Source organism: Thalassospira permensis NBRC 106175 (genome assembly GCF_000714555.1).
In the GTDB taxonomy this organism is placed as follows: Bacteria; Pseudomonadota; Alphaproteobacteria; order Rhodospirillales; family Thalassospiraceae; genus Thalassospira; species Thalassospira xiamenensis.
The window spans coordinates 67,047-85,077 of sequence record NZ_AUNC01000072.1; the positions used below are offsets into that span (position 1 = coordinate 67,047).

Consider the following 18,031-nt stretch of genomic DNA (forward strand, 5'->3'; position numbering starts at 1 on the left):
TCATGCACAGTCGCCAGGACGTCTATCAGCAGCTTCACGATTACCTTGTCGAACTTTTCGAAGTCCCGTCCGAGGATATCACCCCTGATGCCCGCCTGTTCGAAGACCTTGACCTCGACAGCATCGATGCCGTCGACCTGATCGTCAAATTCCAGGAAATCACCGGCAAGAAAATCCCGGCCATGGAATTCCGGTCTGTGCGCACCGTCGATGACGTCGTCGAGAAGATCCATGACCTGGTCAGTTCCTAAACGGATCGCGGCCCTTCTGCTTGGCGTACTGGGTGTTACCTATCCGGTTCTGGTCTATTTCGGACTGTCGGCATTTTCGCCGCAATTCATCCTGATCGGCCTTTTGATCGTGGTGCTTTTGCGTGCCGTGACATTTGCGGTGCAAAAACGTTATGGGCCTGCCGGTCTTGCGGTTCTGGTCGCGGGTATCGTTGCCGCGGGTGGTCTGGCAAGCGAACTTCTCGCCATCCGCTTTTATCCGGTAATTGTCAGCCTGACGATGGGGGCGGTTTTTACCGTCACGCTCTTTACCGACCGACCGATGGTCGAACGCCTCGCCCGGCTGAAAATGCCCGATCTTGACGACTATTCGATTGCCTACACGCGCAAACTGACCAAAGTCTGGATCGGATTTTTCGCGGTCAACGCGATGATTGCCACATGGACGGCACTTTATGCGAGCATGGAAATATGGACGCTTTATAATGGGTTTCTGTCCTATCTGCTGATTGGCATTCTGTTTATCGGCGAATGGCCGGTCCGCCGCATTCTGCGCGCCCGCCATGACCGCAAGATCAAAGAGTCCTGATGACCGGCTTTATCGAAAAACTGCATGATCCGCAAAACGCCGATACCGCCCTTTGCATCGAAGGCGACCGGCTTTTTTGCGTTGGCGATCTGCGTTCCGATATCGACCGTCTTTGCCCCACCCTATCCGCATCTTCGCGCATCGCCATCCAATGCCAGTCGGCCCGTCTGTTCCTGATCGCGATCACCGCCGCATGGCGCGCGGGCGCCACCGTGATTTTCCCCGCGACGGATCGGCCAGCCTATCTTGATGGCATTGTCGATCAGTTCGATCTCTATCTCGACGATACTGCAATCCTTGCAAAGCTCGCCAAAGGCAACGACGCGACGCTGTCAACCACACTGCCCGCCGCATCCGATTGTCGGGCTGTGTTCTTTACCTCCGGCTCGACCGGGGATGCCAAACCCATCGCCAAGACCCTCGCCCTGATCGAAGCCGAAATAACCATACAGGAACCGCTGTGGCAGCCGCACATCCCGACCGGCGCACGCATTGTCGGACTGGTATCCCATCAGCATATCTATGGCCTGATTTTCCGCATCGTCTGGCCGGTGATGACAGACCGTGTCTTTACCGCCGATCCCGCCCCCTATTGGGAAATGATGCAGGGCGATATCGGGGCGGGCGATGTCCTGATCACAAGCCCGGCCCATCTTAAAAACCTGCATCCCGATCTGGCAGATGTACCGCGTCCATCCCTGATCTTCTCCTCAGGCGGGCCGCTTGACCTTGCCGCCGCAACCGAAACCACTGCGATGCTCGGCACCTGCCCGACAGAAATTTACGGAAGCACCGAAACCGGCGGTATCGCCCATCGCCAGCAGACCGGCGACAACTGTCCGTGGCATCCCTTGCCCGGTGTCGACATTGGTCTGAATGACGCCCGATGCCTTCGCGTGCGCGCCGCCCATATCGCGGGCGATGACTGGTATCAGACCGAAGACATCGCAAAGATCGATAACACAACCGGCACCTTTACCCTGCATGGCCGGGCCGACCGGGTGGTCAAGGTCGAAGGCAAACGCATTTCGCTGGGTGCTGTTGAACGCCATCTGCGCCAAAGCGATATGATCGAAGACGCCATTGCGCTGATCCCTGATGAAAATGACCGCCGCCTTGGCGTGGTGGCCGTGCTGTCGCCTGCGGGCCGCGATATGCTGGCCGATATCGGGCGGTTTCGCATGGGCCGGCAATTGCGGCGTGAAATCGCCAAATTCGAAGACGACGCTGCTTTGCCGCAACGTTGGCGCTTTGTCGATCGGTTACCATCCGACAGTCAGGGCAAACGCCCGCTTCATTTGCTGCGTGCGCTTTTTGCCGATATGGAACCTGTGACACCTGAAATCGTTATACAAAATCGCGATGATGACCGCGTCAATCTGGCGCTGCGCCTGCCAACGGACCTGCTTTATTTCCGGGGCCATTTCCCCGGCATGCCGATCCTGCCCGGCGTGGTCCAATTGCATTGGGCGGTGGATCAGGCCGCAACGCTTTTTGACGTACCGGTCACCATCGGCGAGGTGACACAACTGAAATATCGCAAACCGATTGCACCGGGGTCAAAACTGATGCTTGAACTTGATTGCGACCGGGAAAACAGAAAAATCAAATTCCGCTATCATTCCGACGCCGAAGGCGATCACAGCTCCGGTATTCTGAAATGGCGCGAGGCCCCCTCATGAAAATCTGTGCCGTCATCCCGACCCATAACCATCATGATGTACTTGGCGATGTGGTGGCGCGTCTGCGCGAATATGACCTTCCGGTGATCATTATTGATGACGGGTCAAACACGCAAACACACGATGTTGTCGCCGCCCTGCACGATCCCGAAAACGACATCACTTGCCTGCATCTGGACGAAAATGGCGGCAAGGGTGTGGCGGTAATGACCGGCCTTGCCATGGCCGAACGCGCCGGTTTCACCCACGCCATTCAGGTCGATGCCGATGGGCAGCATAACCTTGACCGGATCAAGGAAATGATCCGCATCGCACAAGAAGACCCAACGGCGCTTGTCACCGGCCTTCCGGTCTATGATGACAGCATCCCGCAAAAACGCCGGATCGGGCGCTGGATTTCCCATGTCTGGGTCTGGATCGAAACATTGTCGACCCACATCCGCGACAGCATGTGCGGCTTTCGCGTCTATCCCGTCTCCGAAAGCCTCGCGGTCTGGCGCGAAGAAGGCTGCGGCCATAAAATGGATTTCGACACCGAACTGATGGTACGCCTGTACTGGCGCGGTGTTCCGGTCCATCACGTCCCGACCGAAGTCACCTACCCCGAAAACAACACGTCTAACTTCCGCATGTGGAAGGACAATGTCCTGATAAGCTGGATGCACACCCGGCTGTTCTTTGGCATGCTGGCCCGCCTGCCGGGATTTATTGCGCGTGGTGGCCATTTCGGGCAGAAACACCGCACTGGTATTGATCCCGAAAAACATCCCGAAACCATCGGAGCCCCCGCCAAACACTGGTCGGAAATTGACGAACGCGGCATTTACTGGGGCATCCGGTTCCTCGGCGCGGTTTATCGTTATGGCGGGCGTCGGCTGTGTCTGGTGGTGATGTTTCCGGTCATCACTTATTTCTTTGCCACCGGACGGGTCGCGCGCCGCGCATCGCAGGATTTCCTGTCGCGCGTTGCCGCCATCACTGGTCAACCCAAACCGGGCCTGCGTGACAGTTTTCGCCATTTCATGAATTTCGGCGAAAGTGCACTGGATAAAATCGCCGCATGGTCGGGCGAAATGAAGATTGATGATCTTGATCTGCCCAACCACGCCGACAGCCTGTTTTCCTATATCCCGCGCGATCAGGCCGTCATCCTGTTCGTGTCCCACTTCGGCAATATCGAACTGGTGCGTGCGATTGCCAGCCGCGACCGCGATTTTCGCGTCAATGTGCTGCTGCATCAAAAAAACGCCGCCCGCTTTGGCCGCGTCTTGCAAAAATTCGCCCCGCAAAGCCAAGTCGATCTGATCGAAGTCACCGATATCGGCCCCGATACCGCTATGCTGCTGCGTGAAAAGGTCGAACGCGGTGAATGGGTCGTCATTGCCGCCGACCGCGTTGCCATTGGCGCACGCGATAAATCGGTGCGCGTCCCGTTTCTGGGTGATCCCGCCCCCTTCCCGCAGGGGCCGTTCGTTCTGGCCCATCTGCTGCAATGCCCGGTCTATATGGTTGCGGCATGGCGCAATGGGAAACGCTTTGAAATCGTCTGGGAAAAACTGGCCGATCAAATCACCCTGCCGCGCGCCAACCGGATCGGTAAAATCACCGAATATGCCGGGCAATATGCCAACTGGCTTGAAAAGCTTGTTGTTACAAAACCGCTGCAATGGTTCAATTTCTATGACTTCTGGGCGAAGAAAAAGGACGAGAATGAATAACAGCCGCACCACTGTGCAGTTTGGCGATGAAAACCTGCGCATCGAAGATATCGTTGCCCTTGCCGAACAGCGTGCCCTGCCCGTCCTGTCATCCGACCCGGAATTCACCACCCGCATTAAGGCCGGGGCCGATTTCCTTGATCGGGAATTGCGCGATCACGGCCATATTTACGGGGTCACCACCGGCTATGGTGATTCCGTTTCGCGCCGCGTCCCGCCCGAACTGGTCGCCGAACTCCCGCTTCATCTCAGCCGGTTTCACGGTTGCGGCCTTGGCGATATTCTCAAGCCCGATCAGGCGCGCGCTGTCCTTGCGGTCCGGCTTGCATCCCTTTGCACCGGCTATTCCGGTGTCAGCCTTGATCTTCTGCGCCAGCTTGCAGGTCTTCTCGAACACGACATCACACCCCTGATCCCCGAAGAAGGATCGGTCGGCGCCAGCGGCGATCTGACCCCGCTTTCCTACGTGGCCGCCGCCCTGATCGGCGAACGCGACGTGCTGTATCGCGGCCAGAAAATGACCGCATTGGATGCCCTTGCCACCTCCGGGTTAACGCCGTTAACGCTCCGCCCCAAGGAAGCCCTGGCGATCATGAATGGCACATCGGTCATGACCGCGATGATGTGTCAGGCATTCGTGCGTGCGGATTACCTCTGCCGCCTGACCGCGCGCATCACAGCACTTGCCTCTATCGGGTTGCTGGGCAATCCCGCCCATTTTGACAAACGCCTGTTTGCCGCCAAACCCCATCCGGGGCAGGCCCGCATCGCCGCCTTTATCGAGGATGACCTTGCCGATCTCGGCACCAATTATGCCCCGGCCCGGTTGCAGGATCGTTATTCGCTGCGCTGTGCGCCGCATGTCATCGGCGTTCTGGCCGACATGATGCCGACCTTCCGCGCAACGCTTGAAACCGAACTCAATAGCGCCAATGACAACCCGCTGATCGATGTCGAAGGCGAAACCATCCTGCATGGCGGTCATTTTTATGGCGGGCATGTTGCCTTTGTCGCCGATGGCATGAAAACCCTGATCGCCAATCTCGCCGATCTGATGGACCGGCAAATGGCGCTTCTGGTCGATACCAAGTTCAATCATGGCCTGCCATCGAACCTGTCGGGATCGGATGCGGATCGCGCCTCGATCAATCATGGGCTAAAGGCCGTGCAGATCGGCGTTTCCGCATGGACGGCCGAGGCACTTAAAAACACCATGCCCGCCAGCGTCTTTTCGCGTTCGACCGAATGCCACAATCAGGACAAGGTCAGCATGGGAACGATTGCCGCGCGTGATTGCCTGCGCATCCTGCAACTGACCGAACAGGTCGCGGCTGCCAACCTTATCGCCGTCAAACAGGCGATCACGCTGCGCCTTAAAAAGGGTGACATCAAACCCGAACAACTTGGCAGTGATATCACCGCCTTCCTTGATGAGCTTGGCAACGACATCCCCTTCATCGCCGAAGACCAGCCGCTCGAATCAACCCTTCGCCTTCTGATCGACCGCATTCAATCGCGCCACTGGGCGCTTTATGGCGGGGATCTGGCATCATGATCAGCGCATCGGTCAGTGAAACCATCCAGTTCTATCACCTCGATCCGATGAATGTCGTCTGGCACGGCAATTACGTGCAGTTCTTTGAAAATGCCCGCTGCGCGCTGCTGGATCAGATCGACTACAATTATCCGCAAATGGATGCGTCGGGCTATGTCTGGCCGGTGGTGGATATGCGGGTCAAATATGTCCGCCCCTGCACCTTCGGGCAGAACATCACGATCACCGCGACGCTCCGCGAATATGAAAACCGGCTTAAAATCGACTACCTCATCAGCGACACCAAAACCGGTGAAAAACTGACCAAGGGCTTCACCATTCAGGTCGCGGTCGAAAAATCCAGCGGCGAAATGCTCTATCGCAGCCCCGATTTCTTCATCGCAAAGATGGAGGCCATTGTTTGATCCCGATCCGCCGCCTCCTCGCACCGCTCATGATAACCGCCCTGCTTGGCACGGCCATGACCGGCACCGCACGGGCGGATGATATTCCGGCCCCGGCCACCATCGGCACCGAACAATATCTTGGCGGCTCCTTCACCATGGACCGCCATCTTGACGGCTTTGAAAAACCGCTCACCTCGAACGGCGATTTCGTCCTGTCCCCGACCAAGGGGCTGGTCTGGCGCACCCTCGCCCCGTTTCCCGGCACCACAATCCTTGATGATCACGGCATCACCCGGATCGATGATCAGGGCAACCGCGACGAACTCGCCCGCGGCGATCAGTTCCGCCAGTTTGTCGAACTGATTTCGGCTGTGCTTGCCGGAAACTGGCAACCGCTGGAACAGCGTTTTGACATCACCAGGGACACAATCGAAAACGGCACATGGCAGGTCATCCTGACGCCAAAGGACGGCAGCACCATCCAAAACCAGATCAGCAAAATCACCGCCACCGGCACCGATTTTGTTGAAAATGTCCGACTGGAAAAACCGACCGGCGACCATGATGCCATCACCCTTTCGGATCAGGCATTGCAAACCCTGCCGCTACCACCCGAATTTGCCGCCCTTCTGACCGGCGCGGATCAGTAATGGCGTTGCGCGCAATCCTCTGGGCCCTGTGCCTGATCGCGATGGCAGCTTTTACCGCGTGGCAATTGCGCGGCGGTCATACCGGGATCGATGCCGATATCCTGTCCCTGATCGGGCAGGAAAATGCCGCCCCAAACGGCCCGCAAAGTGACATCGCCACGGTCCGTCATCTGCTGGCAAATGATGGTCGGCAGGCGATCTTCATGCTCTCGCATTCTGACCGCGACACACTTGAAACCGCCGCCACTGATTTCGCAGGCCGGATCGCGGCCCTTGATGGCACGCAAACCATCACCCTTCCCGGTCACAACGACAATCGCTTCGCCGATCTGATGGCGCTTTATGGCCCGCACGCCAACAGCCTGCTGTCACCCTCTGATCGCGAAAAGCTGGCAGATGGCAACGCCGAAGCGCTCTATCGCCGCGCCATCCAGAACCTCTATTCCCCGGCAACAACGCTCAGCAGCCAGTCGCTTAAACAGGACCCGTTTGCCCTGCTGCCAGCCTTCCTGTCCGACCTTGGCGCAAAGCTTGGCACCGGTAACGAGATCATCACCCGCGACGGGCAATTTTACCTGCCGGTGATGGCAAGCCTGTCACCCGATCTGCGAAGCTCCGGCAACGATCAACGCTGGGTTATGGATGCCAACGCTGCCCTGCAATACGTCACCGATGCCACATCCGGCCTGACCACCGCCAAAACCGGCCAAATCTTCTTTGCCGTGGCAGAAGCCACCCGCGCCCAATCCGATGTGCAACGCATCGCCATCATCGCGACTATCGGCATCCTTCTGATGATCGGGCTGGTGTTCTATTCACCCATCCCGCTTTTCGGTGCCCTTCTGGTCGTCGGCAGCGGCCTTTTGGCGGGGCTCGCCGCCGTGGTGGCGATCTTCCCGGCGATCCATGCGATTGCGCTGGTGTTTGGCGCAACCATGATCGGCATTTCGGTTGATTATGCCCTGCATTACCTTGTTCTGCGCGCCAATGCCGGATCGCCCACGGAACGGCTCCGTAAAATCAGACCGGGGCTAAGCCTTGGCCTTCTGACATCCATCATCGGCTTTGGCGCACTATCGCTCAGCCCCACCCAATTGCTCTCCCAGATCGCGGTTTATTCCATCGCCGGTCTGATCGCGGCCTATTGTTCGGTGCTGTTCCTGCTGCCCCTGATCCCAGCCCGCGATGTCCAGCCATCCTCGCCGATCCGCAAACTCCATGACGGCTTGCAAGTCGCCATTGGCAAAACCTTCGCCCCGATCCGCGTGCGGCTGATCGCAAGTGCCGCGATCATCATCACCCTTGCCCTTGCAGCCTTCCTGATCCCCGGCAATAACGATATCCGCCAGTTCGGTCACGGCAATGACGCCCTGATAGCGGATGCCGGAAACATTGCAGATATCCTCGGCCTTGGCGGCAGCCCCGTCTTCATCCGCATTGACGGGGATGATCCCCAAGCCCGCCTTGAAACCGGCGAAGCAGTAAGCGATGCCCTGACACCGCTGATCGCCGATAACCGCCTTGGCGGCATGATCGGCCTGTCCGATCTGATCCCGTCCATCACCCGGCAAACCGAAAACCGCGATCTGGTCATAACCGGCCTTTATGATCGCTTTGGCCCGGCCCTTTCCGATCAGTTGCCGGTCAACATCCCCGCGCCGGATAAGGATGCCGATTACCTAATCCCCGATGACAACGCGGCAAACACATTGCCCGAAATCACCCGCCTGCATTCCGGCGGATCGGACATCATCCGGCTTCGCAACGCAACCGATATTGACGCCATCCGCACCGCCCTTGGCGATATCCAGAACGTCACCCTGATCAACCCGCCCACCGCGATCAGCAACCAGTTTGCCGCCTACCGCCTGTGGGCATGGATTGCCTTGGGGGGCGCGCTTTGTGTTGCCGCCATCCTTGCGGTTTTGCGTTACGGGCTTCAAACCGGCATCTGCGTTTTTGCCGCCCCCGCCGGGGCGATCCTGTTTGCCGTGCTGGGCGGTTATGCCTTTGGCATCGCCCAAAGCTTCTTTACCACCATGGCACTGTTTCTGGTCTTTGCCATCGGGGCTGATTACGTGCTGTTTCTGGCCGAAAGCCGCAACGGAACCCATGATGACGACACCCGCCTTGCGGTATTGCTGTCGCTGATCAGCAGCGTGCTTGCCTTTGGCCTGCTTGCCACATCATCCGTACCGCTGGTGCGCGATATCGGATCGATGATTGCCATCGGCCTGATCGGGGCGTGGTTCCTGGCCTTCTGGATGACCGCACCGACAGAAACCAATCATAACGCGCAAACCCAAAATCAGCGGGGACAAGAATAGTGAAACCCGATTTCGATATCGCCGTTATCGGTGCCGGACCCGCCGGATCGGTCATTGCCAAATTCCTCCATGATGCCGGCATGGCCGTTACCGTGCTCGAAGCCGAAACCTTCCCGCGCTTCGTGATCGGCGAAAGCCTGCTGCCCAATTGCATGAATGTGCTCGAACGCGCCGGGCTTTTGGATGCCGTGACCGATGCCGGGTTCCAGTTCAAAAACGGTGCCCTCTTCGAATGCGGCCCCCAATATATGTCGATTGATTTTCGCCAGAATTTCGAACCATCCGATTGCTGGGGCACCACGTTTCAGGTTAAGCGCGCCCGCTTTGATCAGATTCTGGCAGGTGAGACCGCGCGCGCCGGGGTCGATATCCGCTTTGGCCATCGCGTCACATCAGCAAAGCTTGCCGATGGCGATTGCCGCCTTGGCTTCACCGATGCCAATGGCAATCCGGGCGAACTTCGTGCCGGTTTTGTTGTCGACGCCAGCGGCTATGGCCGCGTCCTTCCTCGCATGCTCGGCCTTGCCCGGCCCGGCAAGTCGATTGAACGCCGTGCCCTCTTCACCCATATGCGCGATCACATCACCGATCCCGGCTATGACCGCGAAAAAATCCTGATCACGGTGCATCCGACCCGTCATGAAATCTGGTACTGGCTGATCCCGTTTTCCGATGGCACCGCGTCCGTCGGCGCGATTTATGCCGATAATGATCCGGCCTTTGTCGGCATGTCGGATCAGGACATTTTCAATCAGTTGATCAACGATACCCGTCTCGGAAGCCTGCTGGCTAATGCAGAACCGATCCGCGACCTCAATTCCATCGCCGGATATAGCGCACAATCGGAAAAACTTTTTGGCGATGGTTATGTGCTGCTCGGCAATTCGGCGGGCTTCCTTGATCCGGTCTTTTCATCGGGTGTCACCATCGCCCTGCATTCTGCCGAACTGGCCGCCAAGGCCTTGATCGCGCGTCATAATGGCAATGCTGTCGACTGGAACATGGATTTCGCCGACCCGCTGTCAAAGGGGGTCGATACGTTCCGGGCTTACGTCGATGCATGGTATGATGGACGGTTACAGACGATTATTTTCAATCAGCCCGATGACGATTCACAACTGAAACGTATGGTCGTTTCGATCCTTGCAGGTTATGCATGGAACATGGAAAACCCGCTGGTCGCCAAAACCGAACGTTATCTTGAGATGTTGCACGATCTATGCGCTCCGTCGTCGTAAAAACCCTTGTCGCTGGCATGCTTGCCACGGGCCTGAGCGCCTGTGAAACAATGAACATGCCCGATCTGACAATGCCCGACTTTTCCATGCCCGATGTCTTCACATCAACACCGGCGCAAACCGTGATGCTTGACGAGGGCTATGAATTCACCCTGCCCGAACAACCGTGGGACAGCGACGAAACCCTCGACGTCACCCAGCAGGTCACCGCAAACTGGAAAAACACCAGCAGCAACGAAACCGAAACCGGCACCTTTCAGGCCCGCATATCGCTTGAACGCGATCACGCCCGCATCGTCATGATCGATGATCTGGGCCGTCGCGCGATTGATATCGACTGGTCGACCGATGCCCTGTCGGTCCAAACCGCCGACTGGCTGCCCGCAACACTTGATGCACGCCGTATGCTGGCCGATATCGTCATGGTCTATTGGCCGCTCGATGTCGTGCGCGATGCCCTGCCCCGCGATCTGTCGATCCGCGAAACCATGGGCGAACGGATGCTTCGCATCGATAGCAACGGCCGCTTCTATGCCCGGATCGAACGCCCGGTTCGCGATATCTGGCAGGGTTTCGCCAAAATCCGCAACGAACGTTTCGGCTATGTCATCACGATCCAGTCAAAACACACTGGATCGTCGTCATGACGCTGGGCTCGCTGTATCTTTCCGCCCTTGGCATCGTATCGGCCCTTGGCACCGGGATCGATGAAACCCGTGCAACCCTGTTTGGCGACCGCCCGGCGGACATGATCGCACGCGATGGCTTCCTGCCCGACCGCGCCACGATCCTTGGCACTGTCGTCACCGATCCGGCCCCTCTGCCCGAAAACCTAGCCCGCCACGATACCCGCAACAACCGTCTGCTTTGGGCCGCAACCCGACAGATCGAAACCGACATCACCGATCTGATTGCCGATATTGGTCGCGCCCACATTGGCGTCATCATCGGCACCAGCACATCGGGCATCGAAGAAGGCACAACCGATTACGAAGCCGCCCTTGATGGCGGGGCCTTCCCCGAAACATTCCTGTATAGCCATCAGGAAATCGGATCGCCTGCCGATTTCCTGCGCGATGCCTTTGATCTTGGCGGACCATCTTATGCGATTTCAACCGCCTGCTCGTCCAGTGCCAAGGGTTTTGCCGCCGGGGCGCGCCTGATCAATACCGGGCTGTGTGATGCGGTTCTGGTCGGCGGCGTCGATAGCCTCTGCCGTCTGACCGTGCGCGGCTTTGATGCCCTGCAATCGGTTTCAAACGGCCTTTGTAATCCCATGAGCCTTAACCGCGACGGTATCAATATCGGCGAGGGGGCTGCGATCTTCATCCTGCGCCGTAATGCCCATCCCGACACGGATGCCATCGAATTGCTCGGCGTCGGTGAAAGCTCCGACGCCCATCACCCCAACGCCCCGCATCCCGATGGCCGGGGGGCCGCCATGGCAATGCAAAACGCGCTTTCCAATGCCAAACTCAAACCATCCGACATCGCCTATATCAATCTGCACGGCACCGCGACCCCGCTTAATGACGGCATGGAAGCCCGTGCCGTTTGTGATGTCTTGGGGGCCAATGTCCAGGCAAGCTCCACCAAACCCATGACCGGCCATACGCTGGGCGCTGCGGGTGCCATCGAAGCCGCGATGCTCTGGCTCTCGCTTTGCGATGCCGCCGATGGCGCCCCCCTGCCGCGCCATATCTGGGACGGTGCATCTGATCCCGAAATTCCCGACATCAATCTGGTGACCGAACCGGGCACGAAATTGCCCCCTTCGGATCGGCTGGCGATGATGAGCAACTCGTTCGCCTTTGGCGGCAGCAACGTCTCGGTCATTCTGGGCCGTGGCTGGAACCGGGGGAACCGCGCATGAATGCGTCTGTTAAACCCGCCTTCCCACCAGCCTTCCCGCCCGTCGAAACGCTGGTGCCGCACGCGGCCCCCATGCTTCTGATCGACCGCATTCTCGCTGCCGACGCCGAAAGCCTGACGGCCGAAGTCCGCATCACCAAAAACAGCCTGTTCTTCACCCCCATGCACGGCGTCCCCGCCTATGTCGGGATTGAGTATATCGCCCAGTCGGTCGCCGCCTATAGCGGCTGGCGCGCCCAGTCTGCCGCCCCCGGCACTGCACCCAAAATCGGCTATCTGCTCGGCACGCGCAAAATGACCATGGCGTGCGACGGCTTTGCCGATGGCGATGTACTTGTCATCCATGTGCAGAACATTTTCGAAGACGGCGAAATGGGTGTGTTTGACGGCGAAGTCCGCAAAGGTGACGAAACCCTTGTGACGGCCCGCATCAATGTCTATCAGCCCAATGACGCCGCATCTGTATCAGCATCCGAAACCCCAACCAGCAACCAAGAAACGACAAAGCCATGACAGAAACCATTCTGGTAACAGGTGCAAGCAAGGGGATCGGTGCCGCCACCGCGCGCCGTCTTGCAAGGGACGGTTTTGATATCGTCGTCCATTATCATTCCGATCTGGCCGGTGCCGAAACCGTCCGCGATGACATCATTGCCCTTGGCCGTACCGCACGTCTGATCCAGTTCGATATCGCCGACCGCGACGCGACGCGCGCCGCACTTGAGGCCGACATTGCCGATCATGGCGCGCCCTATGGCGTGATCCTCAATGCCGGGCTGACCCGCGATGGGCCTTTCCCGGCCCTTGAAGACGACGATTGGGACCGGGTTCTGCACACCAATCTCGATGGCTTTTACAATGTGATCAAACCGCTGATCATGCCGATCATTCAACGGCGCAAGGGCGGGCGGATTGTCGCGCTTACCTCCATCGCCGGGATCGCCGGCAATCGCGGGCAGGTCAATTACGCCGCCTCAAAGGCCGGGATCATCGGGGCTGTCAAATCGCTTGCCCTTGAACTCGCCAAACGCAAAATCACCGTCAATGCCGTTGCCCCCGGCGTGATCGAAACCCAGATGACCGGCGACCTGCCAGAGGACGAGGTCAAGGCGATGATCCCGATGCGCCGTTACGGCACCACCGACGAGGTTGCCGCAACCATCGCGTTTCTGTGCAGCCCCGATGCGTCCTACATCACGCGTCAGGTCATCAGTGTGAATGGGGGCATGTTATGAGCAAAGGCACATCCTCCACCCGCCGCGTGGTCATCACCGGCATGGCGGGCATCACCGCCCTTGGTGATAATTGGGAAGCCATTTCATCGCGCATGGCAGCGGGTGAAACCGGCATCCGGCGCATGCACGATTGGGATGGCAAATATGATCTGCGCACCCGCCTTGCCGCCCCGGTGCAGGACTTCACGCTCAAGGGTAAATTCAGCCGCAAACAGCTCCGCAGCATGGGCCGTGTCGCGCAGATGTCGGTCGATGCCACCGACAAGGCATTGGAAATGGCCGGCCTTCGTGATGATACCGCCATCCTTCAGGGCGGGCGTCTTGGCATTGCCTATGGCTCGTCATTTGGCAGCACCCCGCCCGTTCTCGGCTTCACCCGCCTGATGGAACATGGCGACAGCAACGCCATCACCGCCACCAGCTACATCCAGATGATGAGCCACACGGCAGCCGTCAATATCGGCGTGCTATACGGCATTTCCGGGCGCATCATCCCGACCTCGACCGCCTGCACATCGGGCAGCATGGGGATCGGTTACGCCTACGAGGCGATCAAATTCGGCATGCAGGACCTGATGATCGCGGGCGGGGCGGAGGAACTCTGCCCCACCATGGTCGCCGTGTTCGATACCCTGTTTGCCACCAGCACCAGTAACGACGCCCCGGAACTGTCCCCGCGCCCCTATGATGCAAGGCGCGATGGTCTGGTGATCGGCGAAGGGGCCGGAACGCTTATTCTGGAAGAATACGAACACGCCAAGGCCCGCGGGGCGACCATCTATGGCGAAATCGTCGGCTTCGCCAGCAATTCGGACGGCGCACACATCACCCAACCCGCCGCCGACAAAATGGAAGTGGCGCTCCGCAAATCGCTTGAAACGGCTGGCCTATCCCCCTCCGATATCGATATCGTCAACGGCCACGGCACCGCGACCGATCACGGCGACCTCGCCGAAAGCAAGGCAACCCGTGCGGTGTTTGACCGCGCCATCCCGATGCACACGCTCAAGGGCCATTTCGGCCACAGCCTTGGTGCATGTGGTGCCATCGAAGCGTGGCTTGGCCTTGAAATGATGCGCGAAGGCAAATTTGTCGCCACCGCCAATCTTGAACAGGTCGACCCGGAATGCGCCGAACTTGATTACATCTTTGGCGACGCCAGAAGCCTCTCGGCGGAACATATGATGAGCAACAATTTCGCCTTTGGCGGCATCAACACATCCCTGATCTTCCGGCAAATCTGATTTTACCGGCCCAACAAAAAACCCCGGCATCTGCCGGGGTTTTGCGTTTCAGGCCGCATTTCTATCCGCCGGGATCGATGCCGTCGCCTCGATCTCGATCAGGGCTTCGTCTTCGACAAGCGCGCTTACCACAACCATCGTCATCGCCGGGAAATTCTTGCCAAGCACGCGGCGATAGGCCTCGCCGACCTCGCGCTGTTTCGCAAGATATTCCTTCTTGTCGACCACGTACCATGTCAGCCTTGTCAAATGTTCCGGCCCGCCACCGGCGGCCTCCAGCACATCGACAATATTGCGCAGCGCCTGTTCCATCTGACCGACGAAATCCTTGGCGACAAAGACCTGATCAGCGTTCCAGCCGATCTGCCCGCCGATATAAAGCGGCACCCCGTCGGCCAGCACGCCATTTGCGTAACCCTTGGGCGGTTTCCATCCGTCTGGCTGAATGATTTTATGCATCTTTTTCTACCATTTCATTGATTTCGTTGTCGATTTTGGCACGCAAATCATCGGGCCACGGCACCGATTTCCCGGCACCCCTTCTGGTAAACACCAGCGTCGCTGTCATCGAAAGGCGTTGCTCATCACCACAGACAGCCGTGATTTCAAGATCAAGGCTTGATCGCCCCAACCGTTTCGGCACCAGCCGAAATTCAAGCATCTCGCCAAGGCGGCTTGGCGCGGTAAAACTGATCTGAAGCCCCGCGGTCGGCACCGCCACCTCGTCAACCCCATGCATCTGCGCAAAGCTGAACCCGATGCGGTCCTCGAACCATTCTTCGACCGTCGCATTGATCATTTCGAAATAGCGCGGATAAAAAACGATCCCCGCCGGGTCGCAATGCTGAAACAGGACTTTCTGGGCATAGGTGAACATTGTCATCTCACACCCCCAGATACCGGTCGGCAAGATCATCACTCAGATCACCGACCGCCCCCGTCCATGCGGTAACGCCCTTTTCGACGACCACATAACGGTCCGCAACGCCCGATAATTCTTTCAACGACTTATCGACGACAAGGATCGATAACCCCGATTGCTTCAACCGGTTGATCGCGGCCCAAATCTCCTGCCGCACCACCGGGGCAAGCCCCTCGGTTGCTTCATCAAGGATCAAAAGCCTTGGGTTGGTCATCAATGCCCGCCCGATGGCCAGCATCTGCTGCTCCCCCCCCGAAAGCGTCATCGCCTTCTGATCGCGCCGTTCGGCAAGCCTTGGGAACAGGTCCGACACCCGGTCAAAATCCCATTCACCGGCCCGTGCCGCCGCCATCAGGTTTTCCATCACGCTTAACCGGGCAAAGCACCGCCGTCCTTCGGGGACAAGCCCGATGCCAAGGCGTGCGGCCTTGTGCGATGGCAGTTTCGCAAGATCGGTATCGGCAAAGCGGACCTCGCCATCCCGGTGGCTCATCATCCGACAGATGGTCTTGATCGTCGTGGTCTTGCCCATGCCGTTGCGCCCCATAAGCGCAACCGCCTCGCCCTCATTCACGATCAGATCAACACCAAACAATGCCTGTGACGCACCATAAAATGCGGTGATGCCTGATACTTCCAGAAGTGCGCTCATGATCAGGCTTCCTCCCCCAGATACGCCCGCTTGACGTCTTCATTGCCACGAATATCGTCAACCGTGCCGGTCGCAATCACCCGCCCATAGACCAGAACCGAAATCCGGTCGGCCAGCGCAAAGACCGCGTCCATATCATGTTCGACCAGAAGGATCGGCGCTTCTGCCCGCAACCCATCCAGGAAACCGGTCAACCGTTTGGACCCTTCCGGCCCCATGCCCGCCATCGGCTCGTCGAGCAAAAAGGCGCGCGGTTTAAGTGCCAAGGCAACCGCCATTTCAAGCTGCCTGCGTTCGCCGTGCGATATGTCGGCGGCCCGCATCTGGGCCCGGTCGGCAAGGCCAACCCGCTCCAATTGCGCCATCGCAGGTTCGATCAACGACGCATCGCTAAGCACCGGCTTGAAAAACCGGAAGATTTTCCCGCTGACCGATTGCTGCGCCAGAACGACGTTCTGAAGCACGGAGAATTCCGGCATCAGCGATGACACCTGAAATGTCCGCGCCAACCCCATGCGGGATCGTTCCACCGCATCCAGATCGCCGATATCGCGCCCGCCAAAACGGATGTCGCCGCTATCAGGTTTGATCTCGCCCGCGATCTGCTTGATCAGGGTGGATTTCCCCGCCCCGTTCGGCCCGATCAGGGCATGGATTTCACCGGGCATAAGGTCCAGCGACACATTGTCACTCGCCAGCAACGCGCCGAACTGCTTGGTGACATTGGATAGTGAAAGAATGGCTTCAGGCATGTTTGCGCTCCCCCGCCAGAAGGCCAATCAGGCCACCGCGTGCAAACAGCACCACCACCAGCAACAGAATACCCAGCGGCAATTGCCAATATTCGAACATGCCGCCCAGAAGATGTTCCAGAATGATGTAAAGTGCCGCCCCCGCGACCGGACCAAACAGCCGCCCGACCCCGCCAAGAATGACAAACACCATGATTTCACCCGACATATGCCATGACAGCATCGACGGGCTGACAAACCGGTTCAGATCGGCATAAAGCGCACCGGCCCATGCGGTAATCATCGCTGAAATCACAAACGCCACCAGACGCACACGAAACGGCGCAATGCCAATCGCCATCATCCGCTGGCTGTTTTGCCGCGCCCCATGCAGGGCCAAACCAAACCGCGACCGGATCAGAACAGCCGAAAACGCAATCGCAACACCGAGCATCGCGGCACACAGCGCAAAGAAGCTGATCGGGTCAAGCGTGTTCAGACCCGGGAAGCTGTTGCGCACATAAATCGAAAGCCCGTCTTCCCCACCATAGGCCGGCCAGGAAATCGCGAAATAATAAATCATCTGCGCAAAGGCCAGCGTGATCATGATGAAATAGACCCCACTGGTCCGAAGCGTGATCGCCCCGATCAGAAGCGCCACCAGTGCCGATGCAATCAATGCCACGATCCAGATGACAATCATCTGCGTGCTGCCGTTGATTTCAAAGGGTGCCGTCATGATCGGCTCGTAATTCAGCGCATGGCTGGCAAGGATCCCGGCGGCATAGCCCCCGATCCCGAAAAATGCCGCATGACCAAATGACACAAGCCCGCCAAAGCCAAGCGCGATATTAAGCCCGACCCCCGCCATGCCAAGGATCGCAACCTTGGTCGCAAGGGTGATGATAAACGGTTCGCCCATGATCTGTGCGATCACCGGCACCGCAATCAGCAACGCTGCCAGAACGATATTAAGGATGGTTTCGCGGTTCATGCTCAT

19 protein-coding genes are annotated in these 18,031 nt (G+C 58.4%); 14 read left to right on the plus strand and 5 right to left on the minus strand.

Features of this window, described 5'->3' with window-relative positions; all coding sequences use genetic code 11:
- Positions 1 to 2 precede the first annotated feature (2 nt).
- From SMB34_RS20205 to SMB34_RS20270, 14 genes are read left to right on the plus strand one after another with little or no spacing between them, the layout of a single operon-like run.
- On the plus strand, positions 3 to 251 hold the full coding sequence (locus SMB34_RS20205; protein WP_037992713.1) for an acyl carrier protein: 249 nt from the start codon (positions 3 to 5) through the stop codon (positions 249 to 251).
- Positions 232 to 819 (plus strand): COG4648 family protein, encoded by a 588-nt coding sequence (locus SMB34_RS20210; RefSeq protein WP_037992715.1) that lies wholly within the window; start codon positions 232 to 234, stop codon positions 817 to 819. The genes SMB34_RS20205 and SMB34_RS20210 overlap by 20 nt, the downstream gene beginning before the upstream one ends.
- Positions 819 to 2,501: an ApeI family dehydratase gene (locus SMB34_RS20215; RefSeq protein WP_051682449.1), complete on the plus strand. Its 1,683-nt coding sequence runs from the start codon at positions 819 to 821 to the stop codon at positions 2,499 to 2,501. Before SMB34_RS20210 ends, SMB34_RS20215 begins: the two co-directional genes overlap by 1 nt.
- Positions 2,498 to 4,219, plus strand: coding sequence for a glycosyltransferase family 2 protein (locus tag SMB34_RS20220; RefSeq protein WP_051682450.1), 1,722 nt, complete (start codon positions 2,498 to 2,500; stop codon positions 4,217 to 4,219). Before SMB34_RS20215 ends, SMB34_RS20220 begins: the two co-directional genes overlap by 4 nt.
- A complete protein-coding gene (locus SMB34_RS20225) occupies positions 4,212 to 5,774 on the plus strand; it encodes an HAL/PAL/TAL family ammonia-lyase (RefSeq protein ID WP_037992718.1) in 1,563 nt (520 codons plus the stop codon). The genes SMB34_RS20220 and SMB34_RS20225 overlap by 8 nt, the downstream gene beginning before the upstream one ends.
- Positions 5,771 to 6,178 carry an acyl-CoA thioesterase gene (locus SMB34_RS20230; RefSeq protein WP_037992720.1) on the plus strand — a complete coding sequence of 136 codons (408 nt, stop codon included), beginning with the start codon at positions 5,771 to 5,773 and terminating at the stop codon, positions 6,176 to 6,178. Before SMB34_RS20225 ends, SMB34_RS20230 begins: the two co-directional genes overlap by 4 nt.
- Complete coding sequence (locus SMB34_RS20235; protein ID WP_156962721.1) at positions 6,175 to 6,810, plus strand: LolA family protein; 636 nt, start codon at positions 6,175 to 6,177, stop codon at positions 6,808 to 6,810. Before SMB34_RS20230 ends, SMB34_RS20235 begins: the two co-directional genes overlap by 4 nt.
- Positions 6,810 to 9,137, plus strand: coding sequence for an MMPL family transporter (locus SMB34_RS20240; protein WP_037992724.1), 2,328 nt, complete (start codon positions 6,810 to 6,812; stop codon positions 9,135 to 9,137). Before SMB34_RS20235 ends, SMB34_RS20240 begins: the two co-directional genes overlap by 1 nt.
- A complete protein-coding gene (locus tag SMB34_RS20245; RefSeq protein ID WP_084716711.1) occupies positions 9,137 to 10,375 on the plus strand; it encodes an NAD(P)/FAD-dependent oxidoreductase in 1,239 nt (412 codons plus the stop codon). Before SMB34_RS20240 ends, SMB34_RS20245 begins: the two co-directional genes overlap by 1 nt.
- A gap of 56 nt (positions 10,376 to 10,431) precedes the next feature.
- On the plus strand, positions 10,432 to 11,022 hold the full coding sequence (locus SMB34_RS20250) for a DUF3261 domain-containing protein (RefSeq protein WP_167332791.1): 591 nt from the start codon (positions 10,432 to 10,434) through the stop codon (positions 11,020 to 11,022).
- A complete protein-coding gene (locus SMB34_RS20255; protein WP_037992728.1) occupies positions 11,019 to 12,248 on the plus strand; it encodes a beta-ketoacyl-[acyl-carrier-protein] synthase family protein in 1,230 nt (409 codons plus the stop codon). The genes SMB34_RS20250 and SMB34_RS20255 overlap by 4 nt, the downstream gene beginning before the upstream one ends.
- On the plus strand, positions 12,245 to 12,760 hold the full coding sequence (locus tag SMB34_RS20260) for a hotdog family protein (protein WP_051682451.1): 516 nt from the start codon (positions 12,245 to 12,247) through the stop codon (positions 12,758 to 12,760). Before SMB34_RS20255 ends, SMB34_RS20260 begins: the two co-directional genes overlap by 4 nt.
- Positions 12,757 to 13,482 carry a 3-oxoacyl-ACP reductase FabG gene (fabG, locus tag SMB34_RS20265; protein ID WP_037992730.1) on the plus strand — a complete coding sequence of 242 codons (726 nt, stop codon included), beginning with the start codon at positions 12,757 to 12,759 and terminating at the stop codon, positions 13,480 to 13,482. Before SMB34_RS20260 ends, fabG begins: the two co-directional genes overlap by 4 nt.
- A complete protein-coding gene (locus SMB34_RS20270) occupies positions 13,479 to 14,726 on the plus strand; it encodes a beta-ketoacyl-ACP synthase (protein ID WP_037992733.1) in 1,248 nt (415 codons plus the stop codon). Before fabG ends, SMB34_RS20270 begins: the two co-directional genes overlap by 4 nt.
- Before the next feature lie 48 nt (positions 14,727 to 14,774).
- Here SMB34_RS20270 and SMB34_RS20275 read toward each other — a convergent pair whose 3' ends face one another.
- From SMB34_RS20275 to SMB34_RS20295, 5 genes are read right to left on the minus strand one after another with little or no spacing between them, the layout of a single operon-like run.
- Positions 14,775 to 15,185 carry a RidA family protein gene (locus tag SMB34_RS20275; RefSeq protein WP_037992735.1) on the minus strand — a complete coding sequence of 137 codons (411 nt, stop codon included), beginning with the start codon at positions 15,183 to 15,185 and terminating at the stop codon, positions 14,775 to 14,777.
- A complete protein-coding gene (locus tag SMB34_RS20280) occupies positions 15,178 to 15,609 on the minus strand; it encodes an acyl-CoA thioesterase (protein WP_037992737.1) in 432 nt (143 codons plus the stop codon). The genes SMB34_RS20275 and SMB34_RS20280 overlap by 8 nt, the downstream gene beginning before the upstream one ends.
- Position 15,610: 1 nt before the next feature.
- On the minus strand, positions 15,611 to 16,300 hold the full coding sequence (locus SMB34_RS20285) for an ABC transporter ATP-binding protein (protein ID WP_037992738.1): 690 nt from the start codon (positions 16,298 to 16,300) through the stop codon (positions 15,611 to 15,613).
- Positions 16,301 to 16,302: 2 nt separating this feature from the next.
- Entirely contained in the window at positions 16,303 to 17,052 is a 750-nt protein-coding gene (locus SMB34_RS20290) for an ABC transporter ATP-binding protein (RefSeq protein WP_037992739.1), read from the minus strand.
- Complete coding sequence (locus SMB34_RS20295; RefSeq protein ID WP_037992741.1) at positions 17,045 to 18,031, minus strand: branched-chain amino acid ABC transporter permease; 987 nt, start codon at positions 18,029 to 18,031, stop codon at positions 17,045 to 17,047. Before SMB34_RS20295 ends, SMB34_RS20290 begins: the two co-directional genes overlap by 8 nt.

What these genes read in the sequence shown, in the direction of transcription:
- SMB34_RS20250 (WP_167332791.1), top strand. Translation starts at nt 10,432, where the DNA reads ATGCCCGATCTGACAATGCCCGACTTTTCCATGCCCGATGTCTTCACA.
- SMB34_RS20230 (WP_037992720.1), top strand. Translation starts at nt 5,771, where the DNA reads ATGATCAGCGCATCGGTCAGTGAAACCATCCAGTTCTATCACCTCGAT.
- SMB34_RS20215 (WP_051682449.1), top strand. Translation starts at nt 819, where the DNA reads ATGACCGGCTTTATCGAAAAACTGCATGATCCGCAAAACGCCGATACC.
- SMB34_RS20290 (WP_037992739.1), bottom strand. Translation starts at nt 17,052, where the DNA reads ATGCCTGAAGCCATTCTTTCACTATCCAATGTCACCAAGCAGTTCGGC.
- SMB34_RS20295 (WP_037992741.1), bottom strand. Translation starts at nt 18,031, where the DNA reads ATGAGCATGAACCGCGAAACCATCCTTAATATCGTTCTGGCAGCGTTG.
- fabG (WP_037992730.1), top strand. Translation starts at nt 12,757, where the DNA reads ATGACAGAAACCATTCTGGTAACAGGTGCAAGCAAGGGGATCGGTGCC.
- SMB34_RS20260 (WP_051682451.1), top strand. Translation starts at nt 12,245, where the DNA reads ATGAATGCGTCTGTTAAACCCGCCTTCCCACCAGCCTTCCCGCCCGTC.
- SMB34_RS20255 (WP_037992728.1), top strand. Translation starts at nt 11,019, where the DNA reads ATGACGCTGGGCTCGCTGTATCTTTCCGCCCTTGGCATCGTATCGGCC.
- SMB34_RS20210 (WP_037992715.1), top strand. Translation starts at nt 232, where the DNA reads ATGACCTGGTCAGTTCCTAAACGGATCGCGGCCCTTCTGCTTGGCGTA.
- SMB34_RS20280 (WP_037992737.1), bottom strand. Translation starts at nt 15,609, where the DNA reads ATGACAATGTTCACCTATGCCCAGAAAGTCCTGTTTCAGCATTGCGAC.
- SMB34_RS20270 (WP_037992733.1), top strand. Translation starts at nt 13,479, where the DNA reads ATGAGCAAAGGCACATCCTCCACCCGCCGCGTGGTCATCACCGGCATG.
- SMB34_RS20275 (WP_037992735.1), bottom strand. Translation starts at nt 15,185, where the DNA reads ATGCATAAAATCATTCAGCCAGACGGATGGAAACCGCCCAAGGGTTAC.
- SMB34_RS20285 (WP_037992738.1), bottom strand. Translation starts at nt 16,300, where the DNA reads ATGAGCGCACTTCTGGAAGTATCAGGCATCACCGCATTTTATGGTGCG.
- SMB34_RS20240 (WP_037992724.1), top strand. Translation starts at nt 6,810, where the DNA reads ATGGCGTTGCGCGCAATCCTCTGGGCCCTGTGCCTGATCGCGATGGCA.
- SMB34_RS20225 (WP_037992718.1), top strand. Translation starts at nt 4,212, where the DNA reads ATGAATAACAGCCGCACCACTGTGCAGTTTGGCGATGAAAACCTGCGC.
- SMB34_RS20205 (WP_037992713.1), top strand. Translation starts at nt 3, where the DNA reads ATGCACAGTCGCCAGGACGTCTATCAGCAGCTTCACGATTACCTTGTC.
- SMB34_RS20220 (WP_051682450.1), top strand. Translation starts at nt 2,498, where the DNA reads ATGAAAATCTGTGCCGTCATCCCGACCCATAACCATCATGATGTACTT.